The sequence below is a fragment of the Lutibacter aestuarii genome (assembly GCF_042676885.1).
GTDB classification, from domain to species: domain Bacteria; phylum Bacteroidota; class Bacteroidia; order Flavobacteriales; family Flavobacteriaceae; genus Lutibacter; species Lutibacter aestuarii.
Genome location: NZ_JBHTIC010000002.1, coordinates 228,281 through 253,315, shown reverse-complemented (window position 1 = coordinate 253,315; position 25,035 = coordinate 228,281). Strand labels below are relative to the sequence as shown.

Sequence of the window (25,035 nt, the reverse complement as noted above, 5' to 3'; positions counted from 1 at the left end):
ATTACATTATATTTACTTTTCAAAAGAAACATAAAGAAACTTTTTATATTCTTACTTTAATCCTTTTCAATTAAGCACTAAAATATAAGTGTTATTGAATATATTGCATGAAATTGAATTATAGAAATTCATCATCCAATAACTAATCATTAGAATGAAACTTACTTTCAAAAAATTTAGTTGAGGTGAAAATTATATATGTTTTTAATGAAAATTAGATATGAATTATAAAGCCATAGAAATAACTACTGTAGAGGCCGAAAAATTACTACTTTCTCAATACAATATTGTTGGAAAAGCCAATAAACTCCCTGGTGAAATAGATGTTAATTTTAAGATTAAAACTGAAAATGAAAATTATGTTCTAAAAATTTCTCCTCCAAATAAAAACAGTACTTATTTAGATTTTCAACAAAAACTATTACAATATCTTGAAAAACAAAACTCAAATTTAACTGTTCCTAAAGTACTACTCGATAAAAATAATTCTTCAATTTCAGAAATCACAGATAAAGCTGGTAATAAAAGAAAAGTTAGATTGTTAACATGGGTTTCTGGTAGAGTTTGGAGCAATGTAAATCCTCAATTAAATGATTTACGTTATAGCTTAGGAGAACAATGTGGACTAATTACATTAGCTTTAAATAATTTTACACATCCTGAAATTCATAGAAAATTTGATTGGGATATTGCACAATCGCTTTGGACAAAACAACATATTAATTTATTTAATGAAGAAGAAAAAGAACTAATTATTTATTTTCAACAGCAATTTGAAGCTGGTTTTAATTCTTATAAAAAACTAAGAAAATCAGTAGTTCATAATGATGCAAATGATAACAACATCATTGTTTCTTCTGAGTTAATTCATCCTAAAGTAATTGCTATTATTGACTATGGTGATAGTATTTATACTCAAATTATAAATGATGTAGCTGTTGCATGTAGTTATGCAATGATGAATCATAACGATCCTCTAGAAGCTGCTTTACCAATCGTAAAAGGTTATCATTCCAAATTTAATTTAAATCAAAATGAATTAAACCATTTATATTGCGCTATTGCTATGCGTTTGGTGATTTCCGTAACCAAATCTGCAATTAATAAAATTAAGCAACCAAACAATAAGTATCTACAAATTAGCGAAAAACCTGCTTGGATTTTATTAAAAAAATGGCGTAAAATAAGTTTAGAATTTGCACATTTTAGTTTTAGAAAAGCTTGTGGATTTAATGCTCATCCTAATGAACATAAATTCAAAAAATGGACAACCAAAACTAATTTCAACTTAACACAATTATTCCCTACTATTCATAAAAATGAAGTTAAATTATTAGACCTTAGCGTTTCAAGCAAATGGATTGGACATCATGAAGAATTTAACGATTTAGATTTATTTGAATTTAAAATTAACAAATTACAGTCTAAAAATCCTTCAAAAATTATAGCTGGGGGTTATTTAGAACCAAGGCCCTTATATACTTCAACTGCTTTTGACAAAATTGGAAATTATGGAAAAGAAAGCAGGACTATTCACTTAGGAATTGATTTTTGGTTGCCAAAAAACACTCCTGTACATGCTTTATTTGACAGTGAAGTTGTTGTTTCTTTCAATAATACTGGAAATAAATTATATGGAGGACTCCTAATTTTAAAACACACTTTTGATGAACTTGAATTTTTTACATTATATGGGCATTTAAGTGTTGAAAGTATTACCAACAACAACGTTGGAAAACATATTAAAAAAGGGGATTGTATTGGTTATTTAGGCAATCCAATAGAAAATGGTAATTGGGTTCCTCACCTTCACTTTCAGGTTATGTTATCTTTATTAGATTATAAAAATGACTTTCCGGGGGTAGCATTTTACAATGAAATTGAGGTTTGGAAAAGCATCTGCCCAAACCCAAATCAGCTTTTTAAAATTTCTGAACTTCAACCAAAAAAAGATATTTCAAATAAAGAGCTAATTTCTTATAGAAAAAAGCATTTAGGCAAAAGCCTAAGTCTTCAATACAAGCAACCTGTTAAAATGGTTAGAGGTTTTGGACCATATTTAATGGATCCATTTGGAAAAAAATATTTAGACACTGTTAATAATGTTGCCCATGTAGGACATGAAAATTATAAGGTTGTAAAAGCTGGCACAGATCAAATGGCTTTACTTAATACCAATTCAAGATATCTTCATGAAAATATTAATGAATTAGCCAAAGAATTAATTGAAACACTTCCTAAAGAATTAAATGTTTTACATTTTGTTAATTCAGGAAGTGAAGCCAATGAACTAGCAATTAGAATGGTAAAAGCAGCTACAGGAGAACGCGATATTATTGCTTCAGAAGTTGGCTATCATGGAAACTCAAACATGTGTATTGATATTAGCTCTTACAAGTTTGATGGTAGCGGTGGAAATGGTGCTCCAGAAAACACTCATATTTTCCCACTTCCTAATGCTTTTAGAGGAAAATATAGAGGTGAAAATGCAGGTGCCAACTATGCTGAAGAAGTTAAAATATTAGTTAATCAAGTCCAACAAAAAGGAAGAAACATAGGTGGATTTATAGTAGAGCCAATTATAAGTTGTGGAGGACAAATTGAATTACCGAGTGGTTTTTTAAAAAAATCTTACGAAATTATTAGAAACGCAGGAGGCATTTGCATTTCAGATGAAGTTCAAACAGGATGTGGTAGAATGGGAAAAACTTTTTGGGGATTTCAATTACATAATGTTGTTCCAGATATTGTTACTATAGGAAAACCTTTGGGCAATGGACATCCTATTGCAGCAGTGGCTTGTACTCAAAAGGTTGCAGATAAATTTGCTAATGGTATGGAATACTTCAACACCTTTGGAGGCAACCCAGTTTCTTGTGCAATTGGCACTGAAGTATTAAAAATAGTAAAAAAAGAAAAACTTCAAGAAAACGCACTTATAATTGGTGAATTTTTAAAAAGTGAATTAAAAAAATTAGCTCATAAATTTCCAATCATTGGAGAAGTCCGTGGACAAGGGTTATTCTTAGGAATTGAATTAGTTGATAGCAAATTAACTCCTTTAAAAGAACAAACCAATTATTTAGCTAATAGAATGAAAGATCATCATATTTTAATGAGTGTAGATGGACCTGACCATAATGTTTTAAAAATTAAGCCTCCGTTAATTTTTTCTAAAACTAATGCTAAAGAATTGATTTATTTTTTAAAAAAAATACTTTCAGAAGACTTTATGAATTCTTATAAAAAAGATAAAAGCTAAGTTAAATCTTACAGCATAAAAAAGGAGCTTAATTAAGTTCCTTTTTATGTTTTTTAAAATAGTTTTTTTACAACTTAAAAGTAACCACTGGCAACTTTGCATGATTGGCTAAATCTTCACCTATACTTCCATTAAATAAATGAGCTAAACCTCTCCTACCATGGGTATTTAATAAAATAACATCAGCATCTATTACTTTTGAAAAGTTCAAAATACCTGCTTCAATAGAAATATCATTATAAATATTAAGCGTATAATCTCCTAAATCAAATTCATTAATAAATGCTCTTATAGCATCACTAGATTCTTTAGTTGTTTCAAAATTATGAATCGTATTAATCTTTAATAAATGTAAACGCGCATTAAATAAGCTTGCAAAATTTAATATTTTTTGAAAAGCAACTCTATTTGCATATTTAAAATTGGATGCAAATACAATATTCTCAATTTTAAAATTTGAAATTTCTTTTTTTACCACAAGTACAGGAACTTCAGAATTTCTAACCACTTTTTCAGTGTTAGAGCCAACAAGCATTTCTTCCAATCCTGATGTTCCTTGAGATCCCATCACAATTAAATCGGCCTCTTTCTTTTTACTTTCATCAATAATCCCATCAAAAGCTTTATGAAATTGAACAGAATCTTCCACTTCTAAACCTTCAAAAAAAGGAAGCTTCATAAAGTCTTGAAATTTTTCATGCGCTCTTTTCAAAAATAATAATGCGGTTGGTGTATTGTTAGATGAACCATAACTTGCCGGATCAATAACTCCTGTAGGCAGTTCTAACATATGTAGTAAATAAATCTTTGAGTTTGTTAATTTAGCAATATCTGCAGCCACTTTAGCTGCATACTCTGCTTGCACAGAAAAATCAATAGGGACAAGTATATTTCTCATAAATTTTTGTTGAATCGAATGTTATGGTTAGTGTAAAGTTAATAATTTTAAATTAAAAAGAAGAATGATTTTTTATCATTTCAAAAATTGTTACTATATTTGCAGCGAATTATTACAGAATAGAGGAAGGAGGGGACGTAAAGTCCCCTCTTTTTATACAAAGATGGATAGAGAAAAAATTACAAATCTGGTAAATGAAGCAATTAAAGAAAATCCAGAACTTTTTTTAATAGAATTAAAATTCTTACCAGATAATAAAATTTATGTTGAAGTAGACGGTGACCATGGAATACCGCTACAAGAATGTATAAGAATTAGTAGAGGAGTTGAGCATAATTTAGACAGAGAAGAAGAAGATTTTTCTTTAGAAGTTACGTCACCAGATGTTTCACATCCACTAAAAGTCAACAGGCAGTACATTAAAAATATAAATCGTATTTTACAGGTAAAACTAAAAAATACAACCACTATTGAAGGCACTTTAACAGAAGTTCTAAATGATGATATAACTTTAGAATGGAAAGCTAGAGAACCTAAACCAATAGGAAAAGGCAAAATTACTGTTGCCAAAAAAGCAACAATACCATTTGCAGACATTATAGAGGCAAAAGTGAAAATAATATTTTAATTAATAAGGATGCATGGAAAATTTAGCATTAATTGAGTCGTTTTCAGAATTTAAAGGTGATAAAAATATAGATAGAGTTACTTTAATGTCAATTCTTGAAGAAGTATTTAGAGCTGCTTTAAAAAGAAAGTTTGGATCAGATGATAACTTCGATATTATTATTAATCCAGACAAAGGCGATTTAGAAATTTGGCGTAACAGAGTTGTTGTTGCCGATGGAATGTCCGAAGATGATAATGAAGAAATTGAACTTTCAGAAGCAAGAAAAATTGAACCAGATTTTGAAATTGGTGAAGATGTTTCTGAAGAAGTTAAATTAATTGATTTAGGTAGAAGAGCAATTTTAGCATTGCGTCAAAACTTAATATCGAAAATTCATGAACATGACAGCACCAATACTTTTAAACAATTTAAAGATTTAGAAGGAGATATTTATAGTGCCGAGGTACATCACATTCGTCATAATGCAATTATTTTATTAGATGATGAAGGAAATGAAATTGTATTACCTAAAAGCGAACAAATTCGTTCAGATTATTTTAGAAAAGGAGAATCTGTACGAGGTATTATAAAATCTGTTGAATTGCGTGGAAACAAACCTGTAATTATCTTATCAAGAACTTCCCCTCAATTTTTAGAAAAGTTATTTGAACAAGAAATTCCAGAGGTATTTGACGGCTTAATTACTATAGAAGGAGTTGCAAGAATCCCTGGTGAAAAAGCTAAAGTAGCTGTAGATTCATACGATGATAGAATAGATCCTGTTGGAGCTTGTGTAGGTATGAAAGGCTCTCGTATCCACGGAATTGTACGTGAACTAGGTAATGAAAATATAGATGTTATCAATTTCACCAAAAACACACAACTTTACATTGCACGTGCTTTAAGTCCTGCCAAAGTCGTTTCTATGAAAATTCATGAAGAAGAAGGTAGAGAAGATGGCAAAAAAGGAAGAGTTGATGTATTTTTACAACCTGAAGAAGTTTCAAAAGCCATTGGTAAAAATGGTGTTAACATCCGTTTGGCTTCACAATTAACTGGCTATGAACTTGATGTGCAAAGAGAAGGAGTTGAAACTGAAGATGATGTAGAATTAACTGAATTCTCTGATGAAATAGAAACTTGGGTAATCCAAGAATTCAAAAAAATTGGTTTAGATACTGCTAGAAGCGTACTTGAAAAAGATGTATCTGAGCTTTTAAGTAGAACTGATTTAGAAGAAGAAACAATTTTAGAAGTTCAAAAAATATTAAGATCAGAATTTGAAGACTAATCAAATTTCTAAAAACAAATAGGCTAAAAATAAATTATATGGCTGACAACAAAACATTGAGACTAAACAAAGTATTACGAGAATTAAACATTTCGTTAGATAGAGCTGTTGAGCACTTAGCAAATCACGGGTTTGAGATTGAAGCTAGACCAACAACAAAAATATCTGGTGAAGAATATGAAATACTATTGGATGGTTTTCAAACTGATAGAAGTAAAAAAGCGGCATCTAAAGAAGTAAGCGAAGAAAAGCGCAAAGAAAAAGAAGCGCTCAGAATTGCTCTTGAAGAAAAGTTAGAAAAACAGCGTCTTGAAGAAGAAGCTAAAAAAGTTGTTGTCAAAGCTAAAGCTGAAAAACTAGAAGTTAAAACTGTTGGTAAAATTGAAATTGAACCAAAAAAAGAAGAAGTTGAAACTCCTAAAGCTGCTGAAGAAAAAATAGAACCAACTCCTGAGGTTGAGGTTAAAGAGGTTAAAAAAGAAGAGCCTAAAGAAATAAAAAAGGTAGAAGAAAAACCAATTGAAGAGAAAAAACAACCAGAAAAGGTAAAAGAAGTTGAAGCAGCTATAGAAAAACCAAAAAAGAATGAACCTGTTATTTCTCAAAAAAAGGAAAAACCAGTAGTTAAAAAAGAAGAAAAACATAAAAAAACAGAGGAGCAAGAACCTGAAACAACAACTCCTCAAACTATAGAAACACAATACAAAAAATTATCAGGTCCTAAAATTACAGGTAAAACAATTGATTTAAAACAATTTGAAAGACCTAAAAAGAAAAAAGCTGAGCCTACAGCGGCAAAAAAAGAATCAACTGCTGATGCTAATAAAAAGAAACGTAGAAGAATAAAAAAATCTCCTACATCTCCTAACGATAGAAAATCTGGAACTTCTAACAATAGAGGAACTCAACAACAAAGAGGAGCTCAACAAAGAGGAACTAGAAAACCTATTATTAAAGAAGAACCTTCAGAAGCTGAAGTACAAAAACAAGTACGTGAAACCTTAGAAAAATTACAGGGTAAATCTAAAAAAGGTAAAGGAGCAAAATATAGAAGAGATAAAAGAGATCTACATCGTCAACAAACTGAAATTGATCAGGAAATACAAGCAGCAGAAAGCAAAATACTTAAAGTTACAGAATTTGTAACTGTAAGTGAAATTGCAACTATGATGGATATTCCTGTAACCAACATTATTTCAACCTGTATGACGTTAGGAATGATGGTTACTATGAATCAGCGTTTAGATGCTGAAACATTAACAATTGTTGCTGAAGAGTTTGGTTATACCGTAGATTTTGTTGGAGCTGAAGTTGAAGAAGCAATTGAGGAACATATAGATACAGAAGATGAATTAGAACCAAGAGCTCCAATTATTACAGTAATGGGACACGTGGATCACGGTAAAACATCTTTATTGGATTATATTCGTGAAGAAAATGTAATTGCAGGTGAATCTGGTGGAATTACCCAGCATATTGGTGCTTATGGAGTTCAATTAAAAAACGGTCAAAAAATTGCGTTTTTAGATACACCTGGTCACGAAGCCTTTACAGCTATGCGTGCTCGTGGAGCGCAAGTAACCGATTTAGTGATTATTGTTATTGCCGCTGATGATGATGTTATGCCGCAAACTAAAGAAGCAATCAGTCATGCCCAAGCAGCTGGTGTTCCTATCGTTTTTGCAATTAACAAAATTGATAAGCCAAACTCTAACCCTGATAAAATTAAAGAACAACTTTCAGCAATGAATTTACTTGTTGAAGATTGGGGTGGAAAAATACAATCACAAAATATTTCAGCTAAAACAGGTGAAGGTGTTGATGATTTACTTGAGAAAGTGTTGTTAGAAGCTGAAATGTTAGATTTAAAAGCTAACCCAAATAAAAATGCAGTTGGAACCGTAGTTGAAGCCTTATTAGATAAAGGTCGTGGATATGTTTCTACCATTTTAGTTCAAGAAGGAACATTAAAAATTGGAGATTATATCTTGGCTGGGAAACATAGTGGTAAAGTAAAAGCTATGTTTGATGAACGTGCAAACAACATGAAAGAAGCAGGTCCTTCAACTCCAGTATCTATATTAGGATTGGATGGCGCGCCGCAAGCAGGAGATAAGTTTAATGTATTTGAAGATGAAAAAGAAGCAAAACAAATTGCTGCTAAACGTTCTCAATTACAACGTGAACAATCGGTAAGAACTCAACGTCATATTACTTTAGATGAAATAGGACGAAGAATTGCACTTGGTGACTTTAAAGAATTAAATATTATTTTAAAAGGTGATGTGGATGGTTCTGTAGAAGCATTAACAGATTCTTTCCAAAAACTATCTACCAACGAAATTCAAGTCAACATTATCCATAAAGGTGTTGGTGCCATTACAGAATCTGATGTATTATTAGCTTCTGCCTCTGATGCAATTATTGTTGGATTTAATGTTAGACCATCAGGAAACGCAAGAGTTTTAGCTGAAAATGAAGAAATTGATGTTAGAACTTATTCAATTATCTATGATGCTATTAACGATTTACGTGATGCAATGGAAGGTATGTTATCAGCAGAAATTAAAGAAGAAGTTACTGGAAATGTTGAAATTAGAGAAGTTTATAAAATTTCGAAAGTAGGTAATATTGCTGGTTGTATGGTTACTAGTGGAAAAATTTATAGAAATTCTAAAATTAGAGTTATCAGAGATAGTGTAGTTATCCATTCTGGTGAATTAACCTCTTTAAAACGATTTAAAGATGATGTAAAAGAAGTTGCTAAAGGATACGATTGTGGACTTCAAATTAAAAACTTTAACAATATAGAAATTGGTGATGTTATTGAAGCTTACCAAGAAGTTGAAGTTAAAAAGAAACTTAAAAGAAATTAATTATTTCTTTATAACATAAATAAAAAAGCTAGATAAAATTATCTAGCTTTTTTTATTTGCTAATTGTCCACAAGCGGCATCAATATCTTTTCCTCTACTTCGCCTAACATTTACAATAATATCATTCATTTCTAAAATGCTAATATAATCGGTTATTGCTTGAGGGTTTGCCTGTTGAAAATCTCCATCATCTATAGGATTGTATTCTATTAAATTTACTTTACAAGGCACATATTTACAAAACTTTACTAAAGCGTTAATTGCTTCTTTAGTATCGTTAATTCCATTCCAAACCACATATTCATAAGTTACTCTACTTCCAGTTTTAGCATACCAATATGCTAACGATTCTTTTAAATCATTTAAAGGAAAAGCTTTACTAAAAGGCATAATTTTAGAACGTACCTCATCAATTGCTGAATGCAATGAAACAGCCAAATTAAATTTCACTTCATCATCTGCTAATTTTTTTATCATTTTAGGAATTCCTGAAGTTGAAACTGTAATGCGTTTTGGTGACATACCCAATCCTTCTTCTGAAGTAATCTTTTCAATAGCCTTTAGTACATTATTATAGTTCATTAAAGGTTCTCCCATTCCCATAAAAACAATGTTAGAGAGTTTATGGTTGTGGTACAATAAACTTTCTTGATTTATTGCAGAAACTTGATCAAAAATTTCATCTGCGTTTAAGTTTCTCATTTTCTTTAAACGAGCGGTTGCGCAAAAATTGCAATCTAAACTGCATCCAACCTGACTAGAAACACAAGCTGTGGTTCTATTTTCTGTAGGAATTAATACAGATTCTACTATTAAACCATCATGTAAACGCACCGCATTTTTAACAGTTCCATCAGAACTTCGCTGCATTTGATCTACTTTTATATGGTTGATTACAAAATTATTTTCTAACATTTGACGTGTTTCTTTTGAAATATTTGTCATATCTTCAAAAGAATGTGCACTTTTACTCCACAACCATTCATAAACCTGATTCCCTCTAAAAGCTTTATCACCATGTTCAACAAAAAAATCTCTTAATTGTTCTTTGGTTAAAGCTCGTATGTCTTTTTTTTCAATCATTATTACTTCAAGTTTATAAAAAAGAAACCCGCTCTCGCGGGAATCATATTTTAAATATTAGATGATTAACATCGCATCTCCGTATGAGTAAAATTTGTATTTTTCTTTAACAGCTTCTTTATAAGCTTCCATTAAAAAATCGTACCCTGCAAAAGCTGCAACCATCATCATAAGTGTTGATTTAGGGGTGTGAAAATTAGTAATCATACAGTTTGCAATACTAAAATCATAAGGAGGAAAAATAAATTTATTAGTCCAACCATTAAACGCATTTAAATGTTTATCTGAAGAAACTGAACTTTCTAATGCTCTCATTACAGTAGTTCCAACAGCACAAACTCTTTTTTTATTATCAATTGCATTATTTACAATTTCTGCAGTATTTTCTGGAACCAATGATTGCTCTGAATCCATTTTATGTTTAGATAAATCCTCTACCTCAACAGGACTAAAAGTTCCTAAACCTACATGTAACGTTACTTCTGCAAAATCAACTCCTTTAATTTCTAAACGTTTCATTAAGTGTTTTGAAAAATGCAATCCAGCTGTTGGAGCAGCAACCGCTCCTTCATGTTTTGCATAAATGGTTTGGTAACGCTCTTCATCACTAGGTTCTACAGCTCTTTTAATGTATTTTGGAAGCGGAGTTTCACCTAGTTCATCTAATTTTTTTCTAAATTCTTCATAAGAACCATCATATAAAAAACGTAATGTTCTTCCTCTTGATGTTGTATTATCAATAACTTCTGCTACTAAACTTTCGTCATCACCAAAAAATAATTTGTTTCCAATTCTAATTTTTCGAGCTGGATCAACAAGTACATCCCAAAGTCTGCTTTCTGCATTTAACTCTCTTAATAAAAAAACTTCGATACGTGCACCAGTTTTTTCTTTTTCACCATACATACGAGCTGGAAAAACTTTAGTATTGTTTAACACCATTAAATCACCTTCATCAAAATATTCTATCAGGTCTTTAAACATTTTATGTTCAATAGTTTGTGTTTTTCTATTTAAAACCATTAAACGAGCTTCATCTCTATGTTCTGCTGGGTATTCTGCTAATAAATCTTCAGGTAAATCGAATTTAAAATGTGATAATTTCATGTGTCTTTATTGTTGTTTATATTTAATACAAAGAAATGTTGTTTAAAATTGTACTTTTTAGCAACTTTTCTTAGGTATTTTTTCTTGAATGAGCGCAAATATACAACATCGACATAGGCGTTGTCAAGTGAATTGCAATAAAACTTTGTTTTTGAGAATTTTAAAGTGTTATTTTTTTAAAATCATCCCAAAAAGTTGGATACGATTTTGAAACAACATTTGGATCTTCAATTGAAATTGGAACCCTTAAAGCTAACGGAGCAAAAGCCATCGCCATTCTATGGTCATCGTAAGTTTTTATCGAGATATCTCTCTTTATTTTTAGTGACTTTTTTAAATGAAGTGTTTGGTTGGTTATTTCAACATGTCCTCCTAACTTTTCAAGTTCATTTTTTAACGCCACCAACCTATCAGTTTCTTTTATTTTAAGGGTATGTAAACCTGTTAAAAAACATTCAATACCTATACCAAAACAAGTAACTGAAATAGTTTGAGCTATATCTGGAGCATTTTTTAAATCAAGATTTTTAAAATAATCTTTATTAATTTCTCCATTATTTTTTAGAATTAATGAAGTGTTTTTAAAAGTGGTTTCCACGCCTAAATTTTTATAAATATCAGTTAATATTGCATCGCCTTGAAGACTTTCTTTTTTAAATGATGATATTTCAATTTCTGAATTTGGACTTAAAGCACACAAACTATAATAATACGAAGCTGAGCTCCAATCAGATTCAACCGTAATTGTTTGACCATCAATTTCTGTTTTTGGTTCTACAACTATTTGATCATCTATCCAAGTATATTTAACTCCTATTTCAGACAACAACTGCAAGGTCATTTTTATATAAGGAACCGAAGTAATGTTTCCTTTAAACTTTAATCGCAATCCATTTTTTAAAGTTGGGGCAATTAATAATAACGATGAAATATACTGACTACTTACATTTCCGTCAATTTCAATAAAATTATTTGTTAGTTTATTTCCTAAAATTTTTAATGGAGGAAACCCTTCTTTTTCTATAAATTTAATGTTAGCTCCTAAAGTAGTTAACGCATCAACTAAAATTTCAATAGGTCTATTTTTCATTCTATGCGAACCCGTTAAAACAATTTCAGAGTTTTCTTTAACTGAAAAATACGAAGTTAAAAAACGCATAGCTGTTCCCGCATGTCCAATGTTAATTTCTTTTGAGTTACTCGTTAGTGCTTGTAACATTAGTTTTGAATCATCAGAATTTGATAGGTTTTCAATTCTTAAATTAGGATAAAATTGCTGTAAAACTAATAATCTATTAGATTCACTTTTTGAACCTGTAATTTTAATACTACCTTTTACAACTCTATTTATTTTATCAATTTTTAACAATTCCATCTATTTTCTATTAATCGCTTTTAATAAAATATTTTTTATAGATTTATATTTCGTTAATTATCAAACAATTTAACCAAACATTATGAAAAAATATTTACTACTTATAAGCTGTTTCTTTTTAATTTCAGCCCACAAAGTTACTGCTCAAAAACTAGTACGCAAATTTAATGAAGAATTTTACAAATCTATTGAATGGCGTAATATTGGTCCTTTTAGAGGCGGTAGAAGTGCAGCGGTTACTGGAGTAGCTAATAAAGCTAATCTCTATTATTTTGGAGCTACTGGAGGTGGCGTTTGGAAAACAACTGATGCAGGAAATACTTGGAGTAATATTTCTGATGGCTTTTTTGGAGGATCTGTTGGTTCAATTGCTGTGAGTGAATCTGATAATAACGTAATTTATGTAGGTAATGGAGAAGTTACTGTACGCGGCAATGTTTCTTCTGGTGATGGTATGTGGAAATCTGTAAATGCGGGAAAAACTTGGGAACATATTGGATTAAAAAATTCTAGACACATCCCTCGAGTTAAAATTCATCCTAAAAATCCAGATATTGTTTTTGCAGCAGTTTTAGGTGATTTATATAAGCCTACCCAAGAAAGAGGTGTTTACAAATCGATTGATGGAGGTAAAAACTGGAAAAAAGTATTATTTTCAAATGAAAATGCTGGAGCTGTAGATTTAATTTTTGACCCTAACAATCCTCGAATTTTATATGCTTCAACTTGGAATGTTAGGAGAACTCCTTATAGTTTATCAAGCGGTGGAGAAGGCTCAGCAATTTGGAAAAGTACCGATGAAGGTGAAAGTTGGAGTAATATTTCTGAAAATGAAGGACTACCCAAAGGAATTTGGGGGATAAGTGGTTTGGCCGTATCTCCTATAAACTCAGATATTATTTGGGCTTTAATTGAAAATAAAGATGGTGGAATTTACAAATCTTTTGATGCTGGAAAAACTTGGAAACTTATCAATAGTGAGCGTAAATTACGCCAGCGAGCTTGGTACTACACACGTATTTATGCAGACACACAGGACCAGAATACAGTATATGTATTAAATGTTCAATACCATCAATCTAAAGATGGTGGAAAAACTTTTAAAACTTTTAATGCTCCACACGTAGATCATCACGATTTATGGATTTCTCCAGAGAATAATCAACGTATGATTATTGCTGATGATGGAGGCGCACAAGTAAGTTTTGATGCTGGTGAAAACTGGAGCACCTACCACAATCAACCTACATCTCAATTTTACCGTGTAGTTACAGACAATCATTTTCCGTATAGAATTTATGGTGCGCAACAAGATAATTCAACCGTAAGAATTTTACATAGAACTGACGGTGGAACCATTGGAGAAAGTGATTGGGAAAGTACTGCTGGAGGCGAAAGTGCTCATATTGCAGTTGATCCTTTAAATAATGACATTGTTTATGGAGGAAGTTATGGGGGACTTTTAACTAGAGTTAATCACAAAACAAATGAAACTAGAGTTATTAATGTTTGGCCTGATGATCCAATGGGACATGGGGCTGAAGACATGAAATATCGTTTCCAATGGAACTATCCTATTTTCTTTTCTCCACACAATTCAAAAAAGATGTATACAACTTCAAACCATGTACATATAACGTATAATGAAGGACAAAGTTTTGAAGTTATTAGCCCTGATTTAACTAGAAATGACCCTAAAACACTAGGAGTTTCTGGAGGACCAATTACAAAAGACAATACAGGCGTTGAATATTACGGAACTATTTTTGCAGCAGTAGAATCTCCTTTTGAAAAAGACTTAATTTGGACAGGTTCTGATGATGGTTTAGTTCATATCACTAAAAACAGTGGTAAAAATTGGATTAATGTTACACCTAAAAAAATGCCTGAATGGATGATGATTAATTGTATTGAAGTAGATCCTTTTACAGCAGGAGGTGCTTATATTGTAGGTACACGCTATAAATTAGGCGACTACAAACCTTATATCTATAAAACAGAAGACTATGGAAAAACTTGGAAATTAATTACCAACGGTATTTCATCAGAGCATTTTACAAGAGCTTTAAGAAGCGACCCAAACCGAAAAGGGTTGTTATATGCAGGGACTGAAAACGGAATGTATATAAGCTTTGATGATGGAGAAAATTGGAGCCCGTTTCAATTAAACTTACCAATTGTACCTATAACCGATTTAAACATAAAAAACAACAATTTAATTGCCGCAACTCAAGGAAGATCATTTTGGATCATAGATGATTTAACTCCTCTTCACCAATTAAATGAAAACCTCATTTCTCAAGAATTATTTTTATACAAACCAATGGATAGTTATAGGATGAGTGGAAGTTCTAGAAAATCTAAAACAGCTGGGCAAAATCATCCTGGAGGGGTACTTGTTAATTATTATGTAAAAAACCTTCAAAAAGAAGATACTTTAAGTTTGTCATTCTATGAAGAATCTGGAAAGCATATTAAAACATATTCAACAAAACCAGATAAAAACCAAAATGAAGAAGAATTAAAAGCTAAAAGTGGTGCAAATAGTTTTAATTGGAATCTAAAATACCCTGATGCTGAAAAAGTAAAAGGAATGATTTTATGGTGGGCATCATTAAGTGGTCCTAAAGCTTTACCTGGTACTTATGTAGTAAAATTAAGCAATAATGGAAATACGGTTTCTGAACAAACCTTTAATTTATTGAAAGATCCTAGAAGTTCAGCTTCAGATGAAGATCTAATTGCACAATTTAACTTTATTATTGAAATTCAAGAAAAATTAACTGAAATTCATAAAACATTAAAAAATATTTCAAAAGTTAAAACACAAATAAAACAGTTAAAAAGCTCAATTTCTGACAAAGAAAACCATAAAGAAATAGTTGAATTGGCTAATAAAATTGTAGAAGATTTAACCAAACATGAAAATGAATTATATCAAACCAAAAGCAAAAGCAGTCAAGATCCGTTAAACTTTCCTATAAAGTTAAACAACAAGTTAGCTCATTTAAATTCGTTGAGTTCTATTGGTAATTTTAGACCTACAGACCAGTCTATTGAATTTAAAAATGAAGTGACTAAATTAATTGATAGCGAACTTTCTAAAATTTATGAAATATTTAATAATGATATTAAAAAATTAAACAAAAAAGTGAAAGAAAGCACTATAAATCTTATCAATTTGGATGAATAATAATTGTTTTTTACCAAAAATAAGCAGTTAAATAATAATTTAGTTGCTTATTTTTTTATAAACTTATAATAACCAGCCATAAAAAGTCCATAAATTGTTGACATTACAGCAATTCGTTTAAAATAATATAGCCCCGTTTCTATTGAAAAATACTGTTGAGCCATCGCAGTAAAACTGCCATTTTTTATCATGGTAAATACCATTTCAATAATAGCAACAAAAATGAAAAAGATAATTGTAAAACGTATCGCCAATTTAACAAATGACTTATTTTTATATTGATTCATTTTATTTTAGTTTTTGATTATTGTGATGACGGTCGTGATCTCTTTCAGTTTTAATATTCATTTTTTTATCAAAAGCAGCTTGTAAATCAATCCCTGTTTGATTTGCCAAACACAACACCACAAAAACAACATCGGCTAATTCTTCTCCTAAATCTTTATTTTTATCACTTTCTTTTTCACTTTGTTCACCATACCTACGCGCAATAATACGAGCCACTTCACCTACTTCTTCAGTTAATTGAGCCATATTTGTTAATTCATTAAAATAACGAACACCGTGTTTTTTAATCCAATTATCTACTATAAGTTGTGCGTTTTTTATTTCCATTTTTAATATTATGTATATCAAGTTCAAAGGTAATGAACTTCCTGTATATATTACACTTTTATAAATAAGTTAAAAATTGATCTCTTTCTATTTCTTCAGCTCCCAAGCTTGCCAAATGAGAGTTATAAACCTGACAATCAATTAATTTATAGTTTTTGCTTTTTAATTTTTGAGTTAAGTAAATAAAAGCCAATTTTGAGGTATTACTTACTTTACTAAACATACTTTCTCCACAAAAAATAGTTCCCAAATCAATGCCATATAAACCTCCTACTAACTCTTTTTTAGAGACATCTTCTTCATTTTGTTGCCAAACTTCTACAGATTTTGCTATCCCTTTTTGATGTAGTTTTATATACGCTTCTTGCATTTCATTGGTAATCCAAGTACCCGGTTGATTCTTTCTGGCAATAATTTTACAATTGGTAATTACTTCTTTAAAATTTTGATTGAACGTAATTTGAAATTTATTTTTTCTAATCAGTTGTTTCATACTTTTTGAAACTTTTAGCTTTTCTGGATACAAAACCATTCTTGGATTTGGACTGTACCAAACAATTGGCTCTCCATCACTAAACCAAGGGAAAATTCCACTTTTATACGCTAATAGTAATCTTTCAGAAGATAAATCGCCTCCAATTGCTAACATGCCATCTTCATTTGCTAAATGTACTGGTGGAAACACTAAATCTTTAGATAGTAAAAACATGTCATTAATTTTCACAAATATAATGAAACAAAAAAGAGAAAAACATCAGCTTTTCTCTTTAAAATATCATTGAAATTTCCCTTTTAGAACGGTAAATCATCTGGTTCACTATCATCAATATTTGAAGTAGTTTCAAAGTTATCAACAGGCGCCATTGGTGGAATTTCAGAAGTACCTTCAGCCTGTGCTACCTCAATTCTCCATCCTTGTATAGAGTTAAAGTAAACCGCTTCACCTTGAGGATTTATCCACTCTCTACCTCTTAAGTTTATTGAAACTTTCACATCTTGTCCAACAGCATAATTATTCAATAAATCACATTTATCTTGTACAAATTCAATCAATAACATTTGAGGATATTGCTCATTTGTTGTTACCACCATTTCTCTTTTTCTAAAACCACTAGCCCCATAAGTTTTAGTTTCATCAATTTTTTTAATTTTTCCAGTTATTTCCATATTCACTAATTATTTGATTAAAAGCACCTTCCAAGCACTTTGCACATCGTTTTTTTCTAAATATTCTTTGGCAAATGTATGTTTTTTTGAAGTATTTATCCCAACAAATTGACGATGTTCTTTTGCAAACTTATTAACATCTTCCGCTGAAGGTAATGCAGAAATATTCCCTAACTTCCCTAAATCATTTCCTGAAAGTATGGTACTTGTTCTTATTTCTTTTGGAATAGTATCAACCCCAATACCTAATGATGAAAGTGGTTTAGGAATTTCAAAAAATCCATTTTTTGCTCGAGAATAAAAACTACCTCCTGCCCTAGCCACTAAATCTAACTTATGTTGATTAATATTCCCTTGAGCATCTATTAAATCTTCTTGTATATGTAATTTTACCACTTCACATATTACTAAATTTCCTGCGCCTCCTTCTTTCCCTAACTCTATAACTTCAGTTACTTTACATTCCATTTGAATGGGTGACTCAGCAACCCTAAAAGGTTTCACTTTTTCAGATGCTAACATGGTAAAACCTGCCTTTTCAAATTCATTTACACCTTTTGGATATTCTGTACTTGCCAACGACATTTGTTGAACCATTTTATAGTTAACTACGTTAATAACAACTTCTTTAGTGACTTTAACATTTTCAAAGGTATGTTTTGTGGTATTATCTCTAACCCTTCTAGCAGGCGAAAAAATTAAAATTGGCGGATTAGCACTAAACACGTTAAAAAAACTAAATGGTGACAAATTTGGAAATCCATTAATATCAACGGTACTTGCAAAAGCAATGGGTCTAGGTGCAACCGCACTTAATAAATATCCGTGTAATTTAGGTATTGTAATTTCTTGTGGATTTATACTTAACATTGAATGAATCTTTTTTAACAAATGTAAATATTTCAATTTTAAAATAATATCGATTTTATTTTTAAGTTATAGCTACATATATTTTATATTTGAATAATGGCTTCCTATAAAAATACACAAATAGTTCGTTGGGCTGTAATAGTTGCTTCTTTTATTATTGTAGCACTTATTTTATGGAATACTTACGACTTTTTTCAAAAATTTAAAAATGAAGAAAGAGCTAAAATGCAAATTTTAGCTGGTGCATACGAACGCTTTAATACTTTTGATTTAAATGCTGATTTTTCTTTAGAAACTAATATTATTGGCTTTAATAGTAATATTCCTATGATAATTACTGATGAAAAAGACAGCATTACTGATTGGTCCAATTTAGATACTTTAAAAATCAAAAAAAAGAACTATTTAAAAAAACAACTTTCCATAATGAAAGGTCAAAACGAACCTATTATGGTCAGCCATAAAAGAGGAAACGCCCAGCAATTTATTTATTATAGAGATTCCGATTTATTAACCAAACTTAAGTATTACCCAGTAGCTTTAATTCTTATTTTGTTTTTATTTGCGAGTGTTATTTACTTATTTTTTAAATCTAATAAAGTTGCCGATCAAAATAAACTTTGGACTGGAATGGCTAAGGAAACTGCTCACCAAATTGGAACACCTTTATCTTCTTTACTTGGCTGGATTGAACTATTAAGATTGGAAAATACTGATGAAAACACTGTGCAAGAAATTGAAAAAGACGTGCAACGATTAAATATTATAGCGGAAAGATTTTCTAAAATTGGTTCAGTTCCTGTACTTCAACAAAACAACATTGTAAAGGCAACACAAGACGCATTCAATTATTTAGAAGCTAGAAGTTCTAGACAGGTTGAATTTCAATTTAAAAGCGTTCATTATGAAATTTTTTGTTTCTTAAATCTGCAATTATTTAGTTGGGTTATTGAAAATCTTGTAAAAAATGCCATAGATGCAATGGAAGGAAAAGGAAAAATAATGCTTTCAATTTCTGAAAATGACAAACAAGTATTTATTAAAATAGCTGATAATGGCAAAGGGATTCCTAAAAACTTACAGAAAAAGATTTTTTCTCCTGGTTTTACTACTAAAAAACGCGGTTGGGGTTTAGGCTTATCTTTAGCTAAAAGAATTATTGAAGATTATCACAAAGGCAAAATTGTAGTTTTAAAATCTGAAGTTAAAAAAGGAACTACTTTTTTAATTAGCTTAAACAAATAGTTATAAATTATTTGAAATTGCTTTAGCTATGGCTTCAAATTCATTAGAACTTAGTTTTACTTTTTTTGAAAACTGAATATCAGCCATTTCTTTTAATGGAATTAAATGTACATGTACATGAGGTACTTCTAATCCAATAACTGCCATACCAATACGTTCACAATCAATCGTTTTTTCAAGAGCTTTTGCTATTTTTCTTGAATAACTCATTAAGCCATTGTATAATTCTTCATTTAAATCAAATAACTTATTTACCTCTTGTTTTGGTACCACTAACGTGTGCCCTTTAGCATTAGGATTAATATCTAAAAACGCATAAAAATCATCATTTTCAGCTATTTTATAAGATGGTATTTCTCCATTTATAATTTTAGTAAATATTGAACTCATAATTGTATTTTTATTCAAAAATATAAAACCCCTTTCAATAAAAAAATTGAAAAGGGGTTTCAATAAAAGATGATTAGAATTTTACCCTCTAGTAATTTCTAAAATTTCAAATTTCATAATGCCACTTGGCACTTGTATTTCGGCTAAATCACCTACTTTTTTACCAAGAAGTCCTTTCCCTATAGGTGAATTTACAGACAATTTCCCTTCTTTTATATTTGTTTCAGAATCTGCTACCAAGGTATATTTAAATTCCATGTTATTTACTGTATTTTTTATTTTTACAGTAGAACGTATCAAAACTTTTGAAGTATCTAATTTAGATTCATCTATCACTCTAGCGCTGGCAACAACTTCTTTTAATTTTGCTATTTTAAGTTCTAATAAAGACTGTTCTTCTTTAGCAGCATGGTATTCAGCATTTTCACTTAAATCACCTTTATCTCTAGCTTCTGCTATATCATTACTTACTCTCGGACGCTCAACACGTTCTAAATGTTCAAGTTCGTCCTTCAATTTTTTCATTCCTTCCTCGGTGTAATACGAAATTTTACTCATAACTAATTAATTTATATAAATACAAAAATCTCAAAACTGGCAACCAGCATGAGACTTTATACAAATGTACAAAATATTTGTAACTTGCAATCGTTTACCAATAAACTTCATACCATAACTATGAAAAATTTACTATTATTGTTTGTATGCTTTCTTTTTTTTTCTTGTGAAAAAAATGACACTCAAGATATTTTACCTAACATTGATGTAAATGTGACTATAAATTTAGATTTACCGCAATATATTAATTTACAAACTCCAAGTGGTTGGGCATATGCTAATGGTGGTTTAAAAGGAATTATTATACAAAATACAGGACTTACACCTAAATACAAAGCATTTGAAAGAGCTTGTCCAAATAATGATTGTGCCTTACCAATGACATTTGATGGAAGCTTAAAATTGAAATGTTCTTGCGACAATAGTGAATATAGTATTATTGATGGTACGCCTCAAACTTCAGGAAATACTCAATTTGCTAGAGAATATAAAGTAAATACCATTAACAGTAAAACCCTAATTATTACTAATTTTTAATATTAAAGCAATCTAATTAAAATCAGATTGTTATTTTTGTGCGAAAGTTTTAAAAGTGAAAAATTATTTCTCATCCAATTTTAAGTTAGGCGTTTTAGGTGGTGGCCAATTAGGAAAAATGTTACTAACCGAAACTCAAAAATTTGATATTTACACCTGTATTTTAGATGCAACATATGAAGCTCCTTGTGCACAAATTTGTAACGAATTTCATCTAGGAGATTTAATGGACTTTGATACTGTTTATAATTTTGGTAAAAAAGTAAATTTACTTACTATTGAAATTGAACATGTGAATATTGAAGCATTACAAAAATTAGAAGAAGAAGGTTTGGAAATTTATCCACAGCCAAGTGTTTTAAAAACTATTCAACATAAAGGAAAACAAAAAGATTTTTTTGTTAAAAATAACATTCCAACTTCACCACACAAACGTTTTACATCATTAGATCAATTAAAAAAAGAAACCTTAGCTTTCCCTTTTGTATGGAAATCTGCTCAATTTGGTTATGATGGAACAGGCGTTAAAATTGTTAAAAATCAAAACGATTTAAATTCATTAACCAATACCGATTGTATTGTTGAAGATTTAATTCCATTTAAAAATGAATTAGCAGTTATTGTGGCTAGAAACAAAAATGGTGAAACTAAAACATATCCTGTAGTTGAAATGGAATTTCATCCAGAAGCTAATCAAGTTGAATATGTAATTTGCCCTGCTAGAATTTCAGAAAATGTGGCTCAAAAAGCTAGAAATATTGCCTTAAAGGTAGCCAACTCATTTGAGCATATTGGTTTGTTGGCCGTTGAAATGTTTCAAACAAAAGATGATGAAATAATTGTAAATGAAGTCGCTCCTCGAACTCATAACAGTGGTCATTACAGTATTGAAGCTTCTTACACCAGTCAATTTGAACAACACTTAAGAAGCATTTTAAATCTTCCTTTAGGTAATACTGATAGTAAAGTTGCAGGAATTATGGTAAATTTGGTAGGAGAAGAAGGTTTTTCGGGAAATGTAGTGTATCAAAATATTGAAGAAATATTAAAGATGGATGGTGTTACTCCTCATATTTATGGGAAAAAACAAACACGTCCTTTCAGAAAAATGGGACATGTAACCATTGTAAATAATGATTTATCTGAAGCGAGAAAAATAGCAGAAAACGTTAAAAACACCATTCGAGTAATTAGTAAATAAAACAATTATGAGTAAAGTAGGAATAATTATGGGAAGCAATTCGGACCTTCCAATTATGCAACAAGCAATTGATATTTTAAAAAGTTTTGATATAAAAACTGAAGTTGATATTGTGTCTGCTCATCGAACACCAGAAAAATTATTTGAGTATGCAAAAAACGCTCATTTACGTGGAATATCTGTAATTATAGCTGGCGCTGGTGGCGCAGCTCATTTACCTGGAATGGTTGCTTCTATGAGCCCTTTACCTGTTATTGGAGTGCCCGTGAAATCTAGAAACTCTATAGATGGTTGGGACTCAGTATTGTCAATTCTTCAAATGCCTGGTGGAGTTCCTGTAGCTACTGTTGCTCTTGATGGCGCTCAAAATGCTGGAATTTTAGCCGCTCAAATTATTGGAAGCTCCAACACCAAGGTTTTAGATAAAATTATTGAATATAAAGAGGCGTTAAAAGTTAAGGTTATAAAAGCTTCTGACGAGCTTAAAAAATAACTTCTACCCAACAAAAGAGACTTTATTTGATGTTCAATCATCTGTAAACTCATTTTAAAAAATTAAATTTTATTACTATAATAATATGAGTAATCCTTTATTACAAAATTTTAATACACCATACGGTGCAGCTCCTTTTTCCAAAATTAAAAGCAAGCATTTTAAACCTGCTTTTATTGAAGCCATTAAACTTGCAAAAGCTGATATTGATAAAATTGTAAACAACAAAGAGATTCCAACATTTGAGAATACTATAGAAGCTCTAGATTTTAGTGGTGAAGTATTAGATCGTGTTTCAAGCATTTTTTTCAACTTAAATTCTGCTGAAACTACTGATGAAATTCAAAAAATTGCACAAGAAGTTTCTCCTTTACTTTCTGAATTTTCAAATGATGTAAGGTTAAATAAACAACTTTTTAAAAAAGTTCAATTAATATTTGACATTAAAAATGAACTAAATTTAACTAAAGAACAAGAAACTTTACTAACAAATAATTACAAAAGTTTTGTTCGAAATGGAGCCAATCTAAATGAAAAACAAAAAGTTGAACTACGCAAAATTGATACAGAACTCTCTAAACTAAAATTAAAATTTGGTGAAAATGTACTTGCAGAAACCAATGCATTTGAGCTTCATATTACTAACAAAGAAGAATTAAAAGGTTTACCTGAAAGTGCTTTAGAGGCTGCAGAATTTACAGCTAAACAAAAAAAGAAAAAAGGCTGGATTTTTACATTAGATTACCCAAGCTATATTCCTTTTTTAACCTATGCAAAAAATAGAGAATTAAGAAAAAAAATGGCTGTTGCTTTTGGTTCTAAAGCTTTCCAAAATAATAAATATAACAATGAAGATATTGTTTTAAATATTGCAAAACTTCGCCATAAAAGGGCAAATTTATTAGGCTATAAAACTCATGCACACTTTGTTTTAGAAGAGCGAATGGCCGAAAACCCACAAACAGTAATTAATTTTTTAGATGATTTACTTGTTAAAGCTAAACCAGCTGCTGAAAAAGAGTTTCAACAATTAAAAAATTTAGCACAAAAAGATGGAATTGAACAAATCCAAAAATGGGATAGCGCTTATTATTCTGAAAAATTAAAACAAGAATTGTTCGATCTTGATCAAGAAAAATTAAAACCTTATTTTAAATTAGAGCATGTAATTAATGGTGTTTTTGAAATTTCAAATAAATTATATGATTTAATTTTTGAAGAAATTAATTCTGTTGACATTTATCATAAGGATGTTAAAACATATAAAGTTACCGATACTACTGGCAAGTATATTGCTATTTTATATGCCGATTTTTTTCCGAGAGAAGGGAAACGTAATGGTGCCTGGATGACGTCTTTTAAAGGACAATGGATTAAAAATAACGAAAATTCTAGACCACACATTTCAATTGTATGTAACTTTACAAAACCAACAGAAAAAAAACCTTCTTTATTAAGTTTTAACGAAGTTACAACCTTATTTCACGAGTTTGGTCATGCCCTACATGGAATGTTAGCAAACACCACCTACAAAAGTTTATCTGGAACTAATGTATATTGGGATTTTGTTGAACTTCCTAGTCAATTATTTGAAAACTGGTGTTATGAAAAAGAAGCCTTAAATCTATTTGCCAAACATTTTGAAACTGGTGAAATTATTCCAATGGATTTTATTGAAAAAATAAAAAAATCTTCTAATTTTTTAGAAGGAATCCAAACATTACGTCAATTGAGTTTTGGAATTTTAGATATGGCATGGCATGCAAAAGATCCTTCAAAAATTACTGATATCAAAAATTATGAATCTTTAGCTTTTAAAAACACTCAACTATATCCGGAAGTTGAAGAAAATTGTATGAGCACTTCTTTTTCACATATTTTTCAAGGAGGCTATTCTTCTGGGTACTATTCTTATAAATGGGCTGAGGTTTTAGACGCTGATGCCTTTGCTTTATTTAGAAAAAAAGGCATATTTGATAAAAAAACCTCTTTAAAATTTAAAACCTATATTCTAGAAAAAGGAGGCACTGAAAAACCAATGGAATTGTACCTTAAATTTAGAGGTAAAAAACCCACAAATGAAGCTTTATTAAAAAGAGCTGGATTAGTAAAATAATATCAAAATTTTTGAGTATAAATAAAAAAAGAAGCAATGAGATTCATTGCTTCTTTTTTTATTGAAATTTGTAAAAGTAAACAGCCGTAAATAATAACTTGAGAAAATTGTCGTCCCCACAACGGTAGTATATTCAAAATCATTAGTT

21 protein-coding genes are annotated in these 25,035 nt (G+C 30.2%); 10 read left to right on the top strand and 11 right to left on the bottom strand.

What is annotated here, in order from left to right:
* Positions 1 to 220: 220 nt before the first annotated feature.
* The gene (locus tag ACFQZW_RS01085) at positions 221 to 3,262 is read left to right on the top strand and encodes an aminotransferase class III-fold pyridoxal phosphate-dependent enzyme (protein WP_386781318.1); all 3,042 of its coding nucleotides are present in this window, start codon (positions 221 to 223) and stop codon (positions 3,260 to 3,262) included.
* Positions 3,263 to 3,329: 67 nt separating this feature from the next.
* Here the strand turns inward: ACFQZW_RS01085 and ACFQZW_RS01080 are convergent, their stop codons facing one another.
* Positions 3,330 to 4,160, bottom strand: coding sequence for a universal stress protein (locus tag ACFQZW_RS01080; RefSeq protein WP_298263750.1), 831 nt, complete (start codon positions 4,158 to 4,160; stop codon positions 3,330 to 3,332).
* A 163-nt stretch (positions 4,161 to 4,323) separates the two neighbouring features.
* On the opposite strand from ACFQZW_RS01080, the gene rimP reads away from it, so the two are divergent.
* From rimP to infB, 3 genes are read left to right on the top strand one after another with little or no spacing between them, the layout of a single operon-like run.
* A complete protein-coding gene (gene rimP / locus ACFQZW_RS01075; protein WP_298263751.1) occupies positions 4,324 to 4,788 on the top strand; it encodes a ribosome assembly cofactor RimP in 465 nt (154 codons plus the stop codon).
* Positions 4,789 to 4,801: 13 nt separating this feature from the next.
* Positions 4,802 to 6,061, top strand: a complete 1,260-nt coding sequence (gene nusA, locus ACFQZW_RS01070; RefSeq protein WP_298263752.1) for a transcription termination factor NusA — start codon at positions 4,802 to 4,804, stop codon at positions 6,059 to 6,061.
* Between the two features lie 38 nt (positions 6,062 to 6,099).
* Complete coding sequence (gene infB / locus ACFQZW_RS01065) at positions 6,100 to 8,937, top strand: translation initiation factor IF-2 (protein ID WP_298287147.1); 2,838 nt, start codon at positions 6,100 to 6,102, stop codon at positions 8,935 to 8,937.
* Between the two features lie 42 nt (positions 8,938 to 8,979).
* Here infB and rlmN read toward each other — a convergent pair whose 3' ends face one another.
* The 3 genes from rlmN to ACFQZW_RS01050 all read right to left on the bottom strand — a co-directional run bounded on the left by rlmN (position 8,980) and on the right by ACFQZW_RS01050 (position 12,502).
* On the bottom strand, positions 8,980 to 10,023 hold the full coding sequence (rlmN, locus tag ACFQZW_RS01060) for a 23S rRNA (adenine(2503)-C(2))-methyltransferase RlmN (RefSeq protein WP_298287310.1): 1,044 nt from the start codon (positions 10,021 to 10,023) through the stop codon (positions 8,980 to 8,982).
* Between the two features lie 54 nt (positions 10,024 to 10,077).
* Positions 10,078 to 11,127, bottom strand: a complete 1,050-nt coding sequence (queA, locus tag ACFQZW_RS01055; RefSeq protein WP_298263755.1) for a tRNA preQ1(34) S-adenosylmethionine ribosyltransferase-isomerase QueA — start codon at positions 11,125 to 11,127, stop codon at positions 10,078 to 10,080.
* Between the two features lie 160 nt (positions 11,128 to 11,287).
* Positions 11,288 to 12,502 (bottom strand): 3-phosphoshikimate 1-carboxyvinyltransferase, encoded by a 1,215-nt coding sequence (locus tag ACFQZW_RS01050; RefSeq protein ID WP_386781317.1) that lies wholly within the window; start codon positions 12,500 to 12,502, stop codon positions 11,288 to 11,290.
* An 82-nt stretch (positions 12,503 to 12,584) separates the two neighbouring features.
* On the opposite strand from ACFQZW_RS01050, the gene ACFQZW_RS01045 reads away from it, so the two are divergent.
* Positions 12,585 to 15,695, top strand: a complete 3,111-nt coding sequence (locus tag ACFQZW_RS01045; protein ID WP_386781316.1) for a VPS10 domain-containing protein — start codon at positions 12,585 to 12,587, stop codon at positions 15,693 to 15,695.
* Between the two features lie 47 nt (positions 15,696 to 15,742).
* On the opposite strand, the gene ACFQZW_RS01040 is transcribed toward ACFQZW_RS01045, so the two are convergent.
* The 5 genes from ACFQZW_RS01040 to ACFQZW_RS01020 form a co-directional block, all read right to left on the bottom strand.
* Positions 15,743 to 15,982: a hypothetical protein gene (locus ACFQZW_RS01040; RefSeq protein ID WP_298263759.1), complete on the bottom strand. Its 240-nt coding sequence runs from the start codon at positions 15,980 to 15,982 to the stop codon at positions 15,743 to 15,745.
* A 1-nt stretch (position 15,983) separates the two neighbouring features.
* A complete protein-coding gene (locus ACFQZW_RS01035) occupies positions 15,984 to 16,310 on the bottom strand; it encodes a nucleotide pyrophosphohydrolase (protein WP_298263760.1) in 327 nt (108 codons plus the stop codon).
* A 58-nt stretch (positions 16,311 to 16,368) separates the two neighbouring features.
* On the bottom strand, positions 16,369 to 17,019 hold the full coding sequence (gene aat, locus ACFQZW_RS01030) for a leucyl/phenylalanyl-tRNA--protein transferase (protein ID WP_386781315.1): 651 nt from the start codon (positions 17,017 to 17,019) through the stop codon (positions 16,369 to 16,371).
* A gap of 83 nt (positions 17,020 to 17,102) precedes the next feature.
* Complete coding sequence (locus ACFQZW_RS01025; protein ID WP_298263764.1) at positions 17,103 to 17,477, bottom strand: DUF3127 domain-containing protein; 375 nt, start codon at positions 17,475 to 17,477, stop codon at positions 17,103 to 17,105.
* A 9-nt stretch (positions 17,478 to 17,486) separates the two neighbouring features.
* Positions 17,487 to 18,347, bottom strand: a complete 861-nt coding sequence (locus ACFQZW_RS01020; RefSeq protein ID WP_298263765.1) for a flavin reductase family protein — start codon at positions 18,345 to 18,347, stop codon at positions 17,487 to 17,489.
* Between the two features lie 96 nt (positions 18,348 to 18,443).
* Here ACFQZW_RS01020 and ACFQZW_RS01015 point away from each other — a divergent pair, with 96 nt between their 5' ends.
* Positions 18,444 to 19,592, top strand: coding sequence for a sensor histidine kinase (locus tag ACFQZW_RS01015; protein ID WP_298263766.1), 1,149 nt, complete (start codon positions 18,444 to 18,446; stop codon positions 19,590 to 19,592).
* Here ACFQZW_RS01015 and ACFQZW_RS01010 read toward each other — a convergent pair whose 3' ends face one another.
* Together ACFQZW_RS01010 and greA are read right to left on the bottom strand one after the other, a co-directional pair.
* Entirely contained in the window at positions 19,593 to 19,982 is a 390-nt protein-coding gene (locus ACFQZW_RS01010; RefSeq protein ID WP_298263767.1) for an HIT family protein, read from the bottom strand.
* An 81-nt stretch (positions 19,983 to 20,063) separates the two neighbouring features.
* The gene (gene greA / locus ACFQZW_RS01005) at positions 20,064 to 20,540 is read right to left on the bottom strand and encodes a transcription elongation factor GreA (protein ID WP_298263768.1); all 477 of its coding nucleotides are present in this window, start codon (positions 20,538 to 20,540) and stop codon (positions 20,064 to 20,066) included.
* A gap of 120 nt (positions 20,541 to 20,660) precedes the next feature.
* Here greA and ACFQZW_RS01000 point away from each other — a divergent pair, with 120 nt between their 5' ends.
* The 4 genes from ACFQZW_RS01000 to ACFQZW_RS00985 all read left to right on the top strand — a co-directional run bounded on the left by ACFQZW_RS01000 (position 20,661) and on the right by ACFQZW_RS00985 (position 24,887).
* On the top strand, positions 20,661 to 21,077 hold the full coding sequence (locus ACFQZW_RS01000; RefSeq protein ID WP_386781314.1) for a hypothetical protein: 417 nt from the start codon (positions 20,661 to 20,663) through the stop codon (positions 21,075 to 21,077).
* A gap of 55 nt (positions 21,078 to 21,132) precedes the next feature.
* The gene (locus ACFQZW_RS00995) at positions 21,133 to 22,278 is read left to right on the top strand and encodes a 5-(carboxyamino)imidazole ribonucleotide synthase (protein WP_386781313.1); all 1,146 of its coding nucleotides are present in this window, start codon (positions 21,133 to 21,135) and stop codon (positions 22,276 to 22,278) included.
* Between the two features lie 7 nt (positions 22,279 to 22,285).
* Positions 22,286 to 22,771, top strand: a complete 486-nt coding sequence (gene purE, locus ACFQZW_RS00990) for a 5-(carboxyamino)imidazole ribonucleotide mutase (RefSeq protein ID WP_298287131.1) — start codon at positions 22,286 to 22,288, stop codon at positions 22,769 to 22,771.
* Between the two features lie 85 nt (positions 22,772 to 22,856).
* The gene (locus ACFQZW_RS00985) at positions 22,857 to 24,887 is read left to right on the top strand and encodes a M3 family metallopeptidase (protein WP_386781312.1); all 2,031 of its coding nucleotides are present in this window, start codon (positions 22,857 to 22,859) and stop codon (positions 24,885 to 24,887) included.
* Positions 24,888 to 25,035: the final 148 nt, after the last annotated feature.